The sequence below is a fragment of the Photobacterium obscurum genome (assembly GCF_026191635.1).
GTDB classification, from domain to species: Bacteria; Pseudomonadota; Gammaproteobacteria; order Enterobacterales; family Vibrionaceae; genus Photobacterium; species Photobacterium obscurum.
Map to the genome: position 1 here is coordinate 326,551 of NZ_JAKRRW010000003.1, position 12,946 is coordinate 339,496.

Annotated in this window: 12 protein-coding genes; 7 read left to right on the plus strand and 5 right to left on the minus strand. The window is 48.0% G+C overall.

Annotated elements, in window-relative coordinates; all coding sequences use genetic code 11:
* The first annotated feature begins 25 nt into the window (after window positions 1–25).
* The 6 genes from clpP to MD588_RS05660 all read left to right on the plus strand — a co-directional run bounded on the left by clpP (window position 26) and on the right by MD588_RS05660 (window position 7,630).
* Entirely contained in the window at window positions 26–649 is a 624-nt protein-coding gene (gene clpP, locus MD588_RS05635; RefSeq protein WP_265695970.1) for an ATP-dependent Clp endopeptidase proteolytic subunit ClpP, read from the plus strand.
* Between the two features lie 115 nt (window positions 650–764).
* On the plus strand, window positions 765–2,045 hold the full coding sequence (gene clpX, locus MD588_RS05640; protein ID WP_265695971.1) for an ATP-dependent protease ATP-binding subunit ClpX: 1,281 nt from the start codon (window positions 765–767) through the stop codon (window positions 2,043–2,045).
* 137 nt (window positions 2,046–2,182) lie between these two features.
* Complete coding sequence (gene lon / locus MD588_RS05645) at window positions 2,183–4,555, plus strand: endopeptidase La (RefSeq protein WP_265695972.1); 2,373 nt, start codon at window positions 2,183–2,185, stop codon at window positions 4,553–4,555.
* A gap of 224 nt (window positions 4,556–4,779) precedes the next feature.
* Entirely contained in the window at window positions 4,780–5,052 is a 273-nt protein-coding gene (hupB, locus tag MD588_RS05650) for a nucleoid-associated protein HU-beta (protein WP_128781973.1), read from the plus strand.
* A 218-nt stretch (window positions 5,053–5,270) separates the two neighbouring features.
* Window positions 5,271–7,160, plus strand: coding sequence for a peptidylprolyl isomerase (ppiD, locus tag MD588_RS05655; RefSeq protein ID WP_265695973.1), 1,890 nt, complete (start codon window positions 5,271–5,273; stop codon window positions 7,158–7,160).
* Window positions 7,161–7,363: 203 nt separating this feature from the next.
* A complete protein-coding gene (locus tag MD588_RS05660) occupies window positions 7,364–7,630 on the plus strand; it encodes a ComEA family DNA-binding protein (protein WP_265696107.1) in 267 nt (88 codons plus the stop codon).
* A 147-nt stretch (window positions 7,631–7,777) separates the two neighbouring features.
* Here the strand turns inward: MD588_RS05660 and MD588_RS05665 are convergent, their stop codons facing one another.
* Together MD588_RS05665 and rrtA are read right to left on the minus strand one after the other, a co-directional pair.
* Window positions 7,778–8,116, minus strand: coding sequence for a DUF1971 domain-containing protein (locus MD588_RS05665; RefSeq protein WP_265695974.1), 339 nt, complete (start codon window positions 8,114–8,116; stop codon window positions 7,778–7,780).
* Window positions 8,117–8,215: 99 nt separating this feature from the next.
* Entirely contained in the window at window positions 8,216–8,755 is a 540-nt protein-coding gene (rrtA, locus tag MD588_RS05670) for a rhombosortase (RefSeq protein WP_407676548.1), read from the minus strand.
* Between the two features lie 49 nt (window positions 8,756–8,804).
* On the opposite strand from rrtA, the gene MD588_RS05675 reads away from it, so the two are divergent.
* Window positions 8,805–9,419, plus strand: coding sequence for a tRNA-uridine aminocarboxypropyltransferase (locus tag MD588_RS05675; protein WP_265695976.1), 615 nt, complete (start codon window positions 8,805–8,807; stop codon window positions 9,417–9,419).
* On the opposite strand, the gene MD588_RS05680 is transcribed toward MD588_RS05675, so the two are convergent.
* The 3 genes from MD588_RS05680 to MD588_RS05690 form a co-directional block, all read right to left on the minus strand.
* Window positions 9,416–10,783 (minus strand): anti-phage deoxyguanosine triphosphatase, encoded by a 1,368-nt coding sequence (locus MD588_RS05680; RefSeq protein ID WP_265695977.1) that lies wholly within the window; start codon window positions 10,781–10,783, stop codon window positions 9,416–9,418. The two genes, MD588_RS05675 and MD588_RS05680, sit on opposite strands and share 4 nt — an antisense overlap.
* Window positions 10,783–11,367: a 5'-deoxynucleotidase gene (gene yfbR / locus MD588_RS05685; RefSeq protein ID WP_265695979.1), complete on the minus strand. Its 585-nt coding sequence runs from the start codon at window positions 11,365–11,367 to the stop codon at window positions 10,783–10,785. Before yfbR ends, MD588_RS05680 begins: the two co-directional genes overlap by 1 nt.
* A 180-nt stretch (window positions 11,368–11,547) precedes the next feature.
* Window positions 11,548–12,762 carry a pyridoxal phosphate-dependent aminotransferase gene (locus MD588_RS05690; protein WP_265695980.1) on the minus strand — a complete coding sequence of 405 codons (1,215 nt, stop codon included), beginning with the start codon at window positions 12,760–12,762 and terminating at the stop codon, window positions 11,548–11,550.
* Window positions 12,763–12,946: the final 184 nt, after the last annotated feature.

A 12,946-nucleotide genomic window follows, 5' to 3' on the forward strand; every position in this document is an offset into this window, starting at 1 on the left:
CCATTTATTTTAGGGAAATAACGTTATGAGCTACCAAGAAAAAAACGCCATGTCGCCGATTATGGATGCGCTGGTTCCTATGGTGGTCGAGCAGACTTCTCGTGGTGAGCGTTCCTACGACATCTATTCCCGACTACTAAAAGAGCGTGTGATTTTTTTGACTGGCCAAGTTGAAGATCACATGGCCAACCTAGTGGTTGCGCAGCTTTTATTCCTTGAGTCTGAAAACCCAGATAAAGACATCTTCCTGTACATTAACTCTCCTGGCGGTTCTGTCACTGCAGGTATGTCAATTTATGACACCATGCAGTTTATCAAGCCTAACGTCAGCACAGTATGTATGGGCCAGGCATGTTCAATGGGTGCTTTCCTGCTAGCTGGCGGTGCGCAGGGTAAGCGCTACTGTCTGCCAAACTCGCGGGTGATGATTCACCAGCCGCTAGGTGGCTTCCAGGGACAGGCATCTGATATTCAGATTCATGCACAAGAAATTTTAACTATCAAGCACAAGCTAAACACTTTGCTTTCAGAGCATACTGGCCAGCCAATGGAAGTTGTTGAGCGCGATACTGATCGTGACAACTTCATGTCGGCAGAGCAAGCAGTTGAGTATGGCTTGGTAGATGCAGTTTTGAGTCATCGTGACTAACTCTGTTTTTTGGCTCCGTGACACAGGATTGCTGAGTCGCGGAGCAAAATGACTAGAGTTGTTATACACTCAAAACAAGGCAATGATGGGGTGAGACCCAAAAAGAGGTTAGCGAATGACAGATAAGCGAAAAGAGAGTGGTAGTGGAAAACTGCTGTACTGCTCTTTCTGCGGTAAAAGTCAACACGAAGTTCGCAAGCTGATTGCAGGCCCTTCTGTTTATATTTGCGATGAGTGCGTTGATTTGTGCAACGACATCATTCGTGAAGAAATTAAAGAAGTGATGCCAAAGCGTGACGGCAGCGAGCTTCCGACGCCACAGGAAATTCGTGCGAACCTGGATGATTACGTTATTGGTCAGAACCATGCGAAAAAGGTACTGGCAGTAGCGGTATATAACCATTATAAGCGTCTTCGAAATGGCGATACCACCAGTGAAGGTGTTGAGCTAGGTAAGAGTAACATTCTGCTGATCGGTCCGACTGGTAGTGGTAAAACGCTACTGGCTGAAACACTGGCACGTATGCTGGATGTACCATTTACGATGGCTGATGCAACCACGCTGACTGAAGCGGGTTATGTTGGTGAAGATGTCGAGAACATCATCCAGAAACTGCTACAGAAATGTGATTATGACGTAGCGAAAGCAGAGCGTGGTATTGTATACATCGATGAAATCGACAAGATTTCTCGTAAGTCAGACAACCCATCGATTACTCGGGACGTGTCAGGTGAGGGTGTTCAGCAGGCCTTGCTGAAACTGATTGAAGGTACGGTTGCATCTGTTCCGCCGCAAGGTGGACGCAAGCACCCACAGCAGGAATTCTTGCAGGTTGATACTTCCAAGATCCTATTTATCTGTGGTGGTGCATTTGCCGGTCTGGACAAAGTTGTAGACCAGCGTGTTGCAACGGGTACAGGTATCGGCTTTGGTGCCGATGTCCGCTCTAAGGACGAGTCGCGTACCCTGAGCGATCTGTTCGAGCAGGTTGAGCCAGAAGATCTGGTGAAATACGGTCTGATCCCTGAATTCATTGGTCGTCTGCCAGTGACAGCGATTTTGAACGAGCTCGATGAAGATGCATTGGTACAGATCCTGCGTGAGCCGAAGAATGCGTTGACCAAGCAGTACGCAGCATTGCTTGAGCTGGAAAACGTTGAACTGGAGTTCCGTGACGATGCGCTGGTTGCTATTGCCCGTAAGGCAATGCAACGTAAAACCGGTGCTCGTGGTCTGCGCTCAATCGTTGAAGCGGTTCTGCTAGATACCATGTACGAGTTGCCTTCAGCTGAAGGCGTGAGCAAAGTAGTGATCGATGAATCAGTAATTAAAGGCGAGTCTGATCCGCTACTGATTTATGAAAATACGGAAAATCAAGCAGCTGGCGCTGAGTGATTGTCTAATAACTGCTCATAATGTTTAAAAAAAGGAGGCTTTTGCCTCCTTTTTTATTTTCTGTTACTTATCCCGTTGAATCTTTCTGGTTTACCCCCATATACTCAGTAAAGAGATTGAACGGAAGAGAGAAGAATATGAACCTGGAGCGTTCGGAACGCCTTGAGATCCCCGTTCTGCCACTGCGTGATGTGGTGGTCTACCCTCATATGGTTATTCCATTGTTTGTAGGCCGGGATAAATCTATTCGTTGCCTGGAGTCGGCAATGGATGACAATAAGCAAATTTTGTTAGTGGCCCAGAAAGAAGCGGCCACTGACGAGCCTTCGATCGAAGACCTTTATGATGTTGGTACGGTTGCTACCATCCTTCAGTTGCTGAAGCTGCCTGACGGTACGGTGAAAGTGCTGGTCGAAGGCCAGCAACGCGCCAAAGTTGAAAACCTGAAGGATGACGAGTTCTTTACGGCTGATGCCGAGTTCCTGGTGACCCAGGAAATGGATGAGCGTGAGCAGGAAGTTTTGGTCCGTACCGCGATCAATCAGTTTGAAGGTTTTATCAAGCTGAACAAAAAGATCCCGCCGGAAGTACTGACTTCGCTCAATGGGATTGATGAAGCCGCGCGTCTGGCTGATACCATTGCTGCCCATATGCCTCTGAAATTGGCAGATAAGCAAAAAGTACTTGAAATCATTGATATCACTGAACGTCTTGAGTTCCTGATGGCAATGATGGAGTCTGAGATTGATTTGCTTCAGGTTGAAAAGCGCATTCGTGGTCGCGTCAAGAAGCAGATGGAAAAGAGCCAGCGCGAGTACTATCTCAACGAGCAGATGAAAGCTATCCAGAAAGAGCTGGGTGAGCTGGATGATGCACCGGATGAGTTCGAGTCTTTGAAAAAGAAAATCGAAGAGTCGAAAATGCCGGCCGAGGCTCGCGAGAAGACCGAGCAAGAGCTGCATAAGTTGAAAATGATGTCACCAATGTCAGCCGAAGCGACGGTTGTACGTGGCTATATCGACTGGATGCTGAGTGTGCCTTGGCACAAGCGCTCTAAGGTGAAGAAAAACCTCGCCAAAGCCGAGGAGGTTCTGAATGCAGACCACTATGGCCTCGAGCGTGTCAAAGAACGTATTCTCGAGTACTTGGCGGTACAGAGCCGTATCAATAAGCTGAAAGGTCCGATCCTTTGTCTTGTTGGTCCTCCGGGCGTGGGTAAAACCTCTCTGGGTCAATCTATTGCTGCGGCTACTGGTCGTAAGTATGTACGTATGGCCTTGGGTGGCGTACGTGACGAAGCGGAAATCCGTGGTCACCGCCGTACCTATATCGGTTCTATGCCGGGTAAGCTGATCCAGAAGATGGCGAAAGTGGAAGTGAAAAACCCACTGTTCCTGCTGGATGAAATCGACAAGATGTCGTCGGATATGCGTGGTGATCCGGCGTCGGCACTGCTAGAAGTGCTTGATCCCGAGCAAAACAACGCATTTAACGATCACTACCTTGAGGTGGATTATGATCTGTCCGATGTGATGTTCGTTGCGACGTCAAACTCGATGAATATTCCAGGACCATTGCTGGACCGTATGGAAGTGATTCGTCTGTCGGGCTATACCGAAGACGAGAAACTCAATATTGCCAAACGCCACCTGCTAGAGAAGCAGATCAAGCGTAACGGTCTGAAGCCGGGCGAGGTTGAGGTCGATGACTCTGCGCTAATCGGTATTATTCGCTACTACACTCGTGAAGCGGGCGTGCGTAGCCTAGAGCGTGAGATTTCTAAGCTATGTCGTAAGGCAGTGAAAGAGATCCTGCTTAACTCTGAAACCAAGAAAGTAACGATCAACCAGGAAAACCTGAAAGCTTACCTGGGTGTTCAGCGCTTTGATTACGGTAAGGCAGAAGAGAACAACCGTATTGGTCAGGTTACCGGCTTGGCATGGACAGAAGTTGGTGGTGACCTGCTGACTATCGAAACCGAGTCGATGCCGGGTAAAGGCAAACTGTCCTTCACCGGTTCGCTGGGTGATGTGATGCAGGAGTCGATCCAGGCTGCAATGACTGTGGTTCGTACGCGAGCAGAGCGTCTAGGGGTTGCTCCAGACTTCTACGAGAAGCGTGATATCCATGTTCACGTACCTGAAGGCGCGACACCGAAAGATGGCCCTAGTGCGGGTATCGCGATGTGTACGGCACTGGTCTCTAGCCTGACCGGCAATCCTGTACGTGGTGATGTTGCTATGACGGGTGAAATTACCCTGCGTGGTGAAGTATTACCAATTGGCGGCTTGAAAGAGAAGCTGCTGGCTGCTCACCGTGGTGGCATCAAAACGGTGCTTATCCCGAAAGAGAATGAACGTGATCTGGAAGAGATTCCAGACAACGTGATTGCTGATCTGGAAGTGCGTCCAGTACGTTGGATTGATGAAGTGCTCACCGTAGCATTGCAGAACAATCCGACAGGTATTGAGCTGGTAAACGCCGAAAACAGTGACATGCAGCAAAGTTAAGTAAAGAAAAGACGCTTTCAGGTGCGAAAAGCCTTGTCAGCGTTTTTTTGTATCGCTATAAGTTAGGTCTAATTCGCTGTAAGCTCAATAATATCAATACTTACCCGTATTTCTGGTGCTCTGTGCTGATATAATTAGGCCTGATACAAATTTTATTGTCCGTTACAAGTTCATGCTTGTTGACAAGGTTGCTTGCGGACAATGTTCATAGAGGGGATGAAATCGTGAACAAAACTCAGTTAGTTGATAAAATTGCTGAAAATGCAGATATCTCAAAAGCGTCGGCAGGTCGTGCCCTGGATGCATTCATTGACGCTGTTTCAGACACCTTGAAATCAGGTGATCAGGTTGCTCTTGTTGGTTTTGGTACCTTCTCTGTACGTGAGCGTTCAGCACGCACTGGTCGTAACCCGCAGACAGGTGAAGAAATCCAGATTGCAGCGGCAAAAGTACCTGGCTTTAAAGCAGGTAAGGCGCTTAAAGATTCTGTAAACTAAAAGTGGGCTTCTGCCCACTGTTTGTATTGAACAAACATCGATGCGGGTTGTCATAATCACTGGCAACTTGGCATGAAATGAGGGCGCATCGGGTTGATGCGCTTTTTTTACTTTGTATCAGTGTGATATTTTTCAGTACCTGGCATTTATTGATAGGTACGCGAAGGCATTCTTCACAACACCATGCCAGATCGAATGAGTAGGAGATACGGCAAATTATGATGGAGCGAATGCGCGAAGGCGCTAGCAGCATTTGGGTTAAGATTATTCTCGGCCTAATTATATTTTCTTTTGTCTTTGCCGGTGTTGGCAGCTACCTCGCCGGTGGCAGTCAGCAAGCTGCAGCAAAGATCGATGATCGTGAAATCAGTCAGCGTGAGTTTGAGCAGGCTTACCAGAATGAGCGTAACCGCATGCAGTCACAGCTAGGTGATTACTTTGCAACGTTGATGGGTGATCCGGCTTATGTTCAGCAGTTCCGTCGTAGCGTGCTAGACCGCATGGTTAACGATGTGCTGATTGAGCAACGTGCGAATGAACTTGGTATGCGTATCAGCGATGAGCAGATCCGTAAAGCGATTGTCTCGATGACCGAATTCCAGCGTGATGGTAAGTTCGACAACGAGCTCTACAATACTTTGCTACGTCGTTCTGGCTTTACACCAGATATGTTCGCGGAATCTATGCGTACTGACATGCTGCGCCAGCAGTTGCTTGTTGCGATCCAGGGCAGTGACTTTGCGCTGAGCAATGAGCTAACAGCCTTGACGAAGCTTGAGAAGCAGCAGCGCGTAATTCGTGATCTGACTTTGAATGTGGCTGAGTTCACCAAGAATGCTGATGTTTCGGAAGACGAAATTCAGGCTTTCTACGATCAGAACCCACAGATGTTTACTCGTCCGGATCAGGTGAAAGCCGCTTATATTGAGCTATCTGGTGAAGGACTGAAAACGACGCTTGAAGTCTCTGAAGAAGATGCGAAAGCCTACTTTGATGAGAACCAGCAGAAGTACGGTACTGCAGAGCAGCGTCAGGTTAGCCATATTCTGATTCAAGGTGATAGCAGCGATGCAAAAGCGAAAGCCGAGGAGCTACTGGCTCAGCTAAATGCCGGGGCTGATTTTGCCGAGCTAGCACAGTCTTCGTCTGATGATACGTTCAGTGCAAAAGATGGCGGTAAGCTTGATTGGTTCGAACGTGGTGTGATGGATCCTGCTTTTGAAGATGCAGCTTTTGTGTTGAATAAAGGTGAAACATCCACTGTTGTTCAAACGTCTTTTGGTTACCACATCATCAAGCTTGATGACGTTAAAGAATCTCAGGTTAAACCTTTTGCTGAGGTTCGTGGCGAGATCACTGCAGAACTTCGTGAGCAGCGTGCAGCTGAAGCATTCTACGACCTGCAGACTAAGCTAGCGGAAACTGCATTCGAGATGCCAGATTCTTTGGATGATGCAGCGGCAGCAGTGAATGCTGAAGTACAGCTAACGGACTTCTTCTCTCAGAATGATGCTCCGGGTGTACTGGCTACCCCTGCAGTAATGCAGGCGGTATTTAGCCCAGAGGTTCGTGAAGACGGTCTGAACTCAGATGTGATTGAAATTGGTCCAGAGCACGTTGTGGTTGTACGAGTTGAAGATGCTCGTGACGAAATGGTGCTACCGTTTGACGAAGTTGCTGGTTCTGTCAAGCAGCAGCTAGCTGCCCAGCAGGGTGAGCAGAATGCCCAGGTAAAAGCGGACGAAATTGTAGCAGCACTACGTGAAGGCAAAACAGAGATCCTGGACGCTGAAGGCCTGAGCTTCTCAGAAGCGCAGACCATCGGTCGTAGCGGTGCAGATCGTATGGTTGCTCAAGTAGCCTTTGGTCTTGCCAAGCCGGTTGACGGCAAATCCGTATACGGTATGACGCGCGACATGGAAGGCAATATGCTGATTATTGCGCTTGATGACGTTATCGAAGCGGATGTTGAGCCGGTTTCTGCCGATAGCCAGTTGGCGACTCAGGTTGAGCAAATGAATGCACAACAGGATGTTATGGCGACACTGAAAGTGCTGCGTAATACGGCTGAAGTGAGCTACCCAACGCTAGATACACCTGCAAACTAATTGTAATCTATTGATTAGTTAACGGGCCGCCATTGTGCGGCCCGTCGTTTTTTTGCTTTCCTGTTTTTCAATCTGGTTTACCTTCCTCTATTGGCCGATATGCTAATGGAGCTTAACAAGCTTCAGTTTTACTTTATTTGGTATTTATTTGGTATCTACAAATTTATGAATTGAGGGTGAGAATGAATTTATTAACGAAAGCCATGTTACTGATTGCTGCACTTTGTTTTGTTCCAGTGAGTCACGCAAGTGGGGATTCACATGAAGGGATCGAGATCACCGTGAACATTAATACCGCCAATGCAGAAGAATTGGATACGCTATTGGTTGGTATTGGCCCTGAGAAGGCGGAGAGAATTATTGCCTACCGTACTGCCAATGGTAAGTTTGCTACGGCAGACGATTTGGCGAAAGTGAAGGGGATTGGAGCATCGACAGTAGCCAAGAATATTGAGCGCATCAAGCTCTAGGCATTGCATCTAATTGGTCCTAAATGTAGTCACAAATCTTGAAGGAGAGAAGTCTGTGGTTCTCCTTTGTAACCTAACCTACCTAACTTCGATTCGATGCCTTCCATGGCGTTTTCATTCCTATATACCTTGCTATTTGTTCCTAAGCTATTTCTTTGTAGTAAATAGCGGTTGATCTTTTTTATCCCTTTCAGACCAAAAATTGATGTTGAACTGGGCATCCTCGGACAGCTCGATACGGTGCCAGTATTGTGGCGGGCTCGTGGCAAACTGTCCTGCGTTGATGGTAACTTTGATTTCAGGTTCTGTTGCGTTCTCGTCGGCAAAACCAAAGTAGGTGACCGTCCCCTCCATAACACAAAGCTGACCGAATACTCCTTCTGCAGTGTTGTGGTGTGAGAGCAGGGCGGCCGGAACATTACTTGGAGTGAAGAACGGTGTTGAACGCTGTATCGTCCAGTTTGCAGGAATTCGAAGGTGGCTCATAATCAATCTCTCTATAGGGAATAGGTTAAAGCTGTATTTAAAATACCACTTTGTGGTAGCTAATCAAGAGTGATTATCATTTAATATTGATGCGCTGAACTATTTTTTACTAAGGCGCTGTTTTTTTTCGTTATTATTATTTAGGAAGATTGCCAGCCCGGCGAATAGTAGGCCAGAAACTGCTCCGGATAGGTGGGCCTCGGTAGCAACACGAGCGCCGATAAGCAGCTCAGAGCTTGCCGAGCCGCCAAAGACTTGTTCCCAACTAACTTTGGCAATTAACCCGGCTAGTAGCAGCCAACCACCTTTGTGCTTGGCTTGAATATCTTTCACTGCTCCCCATCCAAATAGCCCGTGAAGTACGCCAGAAAGTCCAGCGTACCACTGGATCTCTGACGCAAAGATTCCTAAGCCCACCGATATTGCAAGTACCAGCAGCAGGTAGCTATATAAGCGGACGGAAAAATGGGTCCGGAAGATAAACGAGATGATTGCCAACGCCAGGCTATTCATTATCATATGCGGCCAATTGGTATGGGTCAGGTTTCCTGTTAGTATCCGCCAGACTTCGCCATCTTGAATCGCATTGCGGTCCCATGCCAGCCAGTCTTGGATACTTGGCCATTGCGCAATAAACATGAGGCTGATGGCAATTACTAAATATGTACGAATAGACAAGGTCACCTCGATGAGTCGATATTGTGAACAGTGCGGCAAGGCCAAGAAAGCCTGTATCTGCCGTTGGATTCAAGCTGTTGATGCTAAAACTGAATTGTGGATATTACAACACCCGTCAGAGGTAAAACGCGCAATTGGTACAGCACGCATACTGACATTGTCATTAGCGAATGCCCGTTTGTGGGTTGGCGAGGACTTTTCCCAGCATGATGAACTCAATGCCTTGCTGCAAGATCCGCAGCGTGAGGTTTACCTAGTCTACCCGGGTGAAGGTTCTCTTCCGATATCGCAGCTGGCTGTAAAGCCGCATACTTCAGATAAAGTCCGAAGTCTGATTTTACTCGATGGTACCTGGAAGAAAGCCTATAAAATGTGGCAGCTTTCCACCAATCTGCACGCTCTGCCAACGGTGAACCTTGATAATGTCGAACAGGGTAACTATCGGATCCGTAAGTCACCGAAAGAACAAGGTGTTTCGACGGTTGAAGCGGGCTACCTGGCATTGACAGCACTGGAAGGTAACAACAATAAATTCATGTCTTTGATTGATGCCTTCAACCAGATGATTGAATACCAGATACAGCAGATGCCGGAGGGGGTTTTCGAAAAAAATTATAATAACTAAAACCCATGGCCCTCGCTCCCCACTCCAACCGCAGCCATTGGCTGGAATAAGGTGCTGTATAGTCGCTGGGCGAAGCCGTCGGTCATGCCTGAGATATAGTCGGCAATGATCCGGTGGGCATTCTCGCCATTGCTGGTGGCCTGAAGCCACCGTTCGCGGGTATTGGCAGGAAGCAGACGCTCAGGATCCGAGGCAAAAGCTTCAAACAGCTCCATCACCAGTTGTTGGCCTTTGTATTCAACCAGTTGGATTTCCGGCTTTCTGACCACGTATTCGCTGACGAATTGTTTAAGGACTTCAAGCACTCGCTCCATGGACTCTGTTAGGAAGGCGTTCCATTGCAACAGAGGTTCATCAAAACTGTCGATCCCATTTTGAATGGCCGGGGCAATATGGATGGAAGTTAGCAGGGCATTCACCATCGCGCCAATGGCATCTTTTCTTTGATGATGGGTGCCAAAAAGTTGTTCGCTAAGCTGGCCAATACGCTCTTCCAGCCAAGGCTCGCCACAGTCGGCCAGTTTGCAGGCGACGGCTTCGTGCCACTGCTCGCGGGTGACAATGCCCATTACAATAGCATCTTCCAGATCGTGAACCCCGTAGGCGATGTCATCGGCCAGCTCCATGATCGAACAGTCGAGAGATTTGAAGCGGGTTTTTAAATGATCGGTCGGATTGCTGCGTTCATGGCGCATTTGGCCAAAAAGGGTTTTGTCGTGTTCCGACAAGAGTTTAAGGACCCAGTCAAAGGTTCTATTGTCGTCGTTATATACGCCTTTGGCTGGATGCCAGTCTTTGGCTTTAAGGTGGCGAAAGTTACTGACTTCGGCTGGCTGCTCTGTGGCTCGGGTATTGCTGATAAGAGCAGGGTATTTCAATAAGCCGAGCAAGGTACGACGCGACAGATTCATGCCGTAATGTTCGGTATAAGGTTCGAGCAAGGTCACAATGCGAAATGTCTGAGCATTGCCCTCAAATCCGCCATGCTCCCGCATCATATAATTCAGTGCCACTTCGCCGCCGTGGCCAAAAGGAGGGTGTCCGATATCATGGGCCAGGCACAGGCTTTCCATCAGGCTGGTTGAGGAGAGCAAGTCGCGAAACTTGGGCTGCTTGATTTTGAGCTGGGCGACGATACCAGTACCAATTTGCGAGGCTTCGAGCGAGTGCGTCAGGCGAGTTCGGTAGAAATCATGATGTCCGGCACCGTGGACCTGTGTTTTGGCCTGGAGCCGGCGAAAAGCCGCAGAGTGGAGGATCCTTGCCCTGTCACGCTGGAAAACCGAACGATGATCGTTGCGGCGTACTTTTTGCTCGTTACTTGTGCGACTTTCCCATTCGGGGTTAAGAATAAATTGCGTCATTAACTGATATCGTCCAGCGTTAAATTGAAACTCTCGACAAAGGTCGTTAGAAAGTATTCCATCTCCGGAGTTGAGCGTTCCGATAGCGTGTTATCCAGCCTCTTTTTGGCTTGGGTAAACTCGTGATTGCCGGCATTGAGTTCCTCCAGACACTTCAGGTATGCACAGAGGCTGTCTGCCTGTTTGACGATAGCGTAGTCGTCTTTGTTGATTTGGTGACTATCGAGCAGCGGGGCATAGTCATCCTGAAATTCTTTTGGCAGCATCGACAGCAGTTTTTGTTCCGCGGCAAGCTCTATCTTCTTGTATTCTTCGGCGATGGCTGGGTTGTAGTATTTTATTGGAGTGGGCATATCACCGGTTAACACTTCGCTGGTGTCATGGAACATACCGAGCAGGGCGATCCGTTCGGGGTTGGTGTTGCCGCCGAACTTACGGTTTTTTATCAGCGCCAGCGCATGGGCGACGAAAGCAACCTGCAGGCTATGTTCTGAGATGTTTTCTGTGGAAACACAACGCATGAGTGGCCAGCGTTGGATGAGTTTCATGCGAGCAAGGTGAGCAAAAAAATGACTTTTTTCCATATCGATACTTCTTTGCGGCAATAGGCGATTTTAACCAGCAGCAATGAGCAAGTGCGTATGCTGCTTGGTATAACTACTAGATAAAGGTAACAGAAATATCGGTGAGTTAAATGATTATTCTTTGGGTATAAAACAAAAGCCTCAGTAAAACTGAGGCTTGAAAGTGGGGCGGGCGAGAAATTACTGACGGTAACTGTGCAGGAAGCGCTCCAGGCGGCCAATTGCCATTTCCAGATCATCCACCCTAGGCAGGGTAACAATGCGGAAGTGATCCGGTTTCTTCCAGTTAAAGCCAGTGCCGTGGACGATCAGTACTTTTTCCTGCTGGAGGAAGTCTAATGCCATTCGTTGGTCGTCGACGATATTAAATTTCTTCTGATCCAGTTTCGGAAACAGGTACAGCGCGCCCTTCGGTTTGACACATGAGACTCCCGGGATCGAGGTGATCATGTCGTAGGCTTTATCGCGCTGTTCAAGCAATCGACCGCCTGGCAGAATCAGCTCATTGATACTCTGGTAGCCCCCAAGTGCCGTCTGGATTGCGTGCTGCATAGGCACATTGGCGCATAAGCGCATCGATGACAGCATCTCCAGTCCTTCGATATAGGCTTTGGCCAGATGTTTGGGTCCGGATAAGATCATCCAGCCAGCGCGGAAGCCGCAGACACGATAAGATTTTGATAGGCCATTAAAGGTGACACAGAAGACATCCGGTGCCAGCGGGGCGATAGAGGTATGCTGGGCGCCTTCATATAAGATTTTGTCGTAAATTTCGTCAGCAAAAATAATCAGGTTGTGCTGGCGGGCAATTTCCACTACTTCCAGTAAAAAATCACGGCTGTAGACCGCACCCGTGGGATTGTTCGGGTTGATTAGTACAATACCACGGGTATTCGGGGTGATTTTTTTGCGAATGTCGTCGAGATCCGGATACCAGTCTGCTTCTTCATCACAGACATAATGCACGGGGTTGCCGCCCGATAGTGAAACTGCGGCAGTCCAAAGCGGATAGTCCGGTGCGGGTACCAAGATCTCATCATTGTTGTTGAGCAGGGCCTGCATAGCCATCACAATCAACTCTGATACGCCGTTGCCGATATAGACATCTTCGACGTCTAAATCGAGCATGCCGCGCTTCTGATAATGCTGCACAACTGCCTTACGGGCCGAGTAAATACCTTTTGAATCACAGTATCCCTGCGATGTCGGTAAGTTTCGGATCACATCGACCAGAATCTCGTCCGGGGCATCAAAACCGAATGGTGCCGGGTTGCCGATATTCAGTTTTAAAATCTTATGGCCTTCTTCTTCCATGCGTTTGGCATGCTTAAGAACGGGACCTCGTATGTCGTAGCAAACATTATTTAACTTGGATGACATCCCGATGTTGTGCATTGCTGTTTTCCTGCAAATTATTATCTAATACCAACAAATTACACTATGAAACTGGATAAAATAAATAGCGAACAGAAAAAAATCACGAAGAATAGTGTTTTGTGTAATTAAATTCTATTTTAGGGAGTGCGATCCTCTGCTTTCTTATTTTGGGGTAAGCGATTCGTACCTTTATGAATTCTGC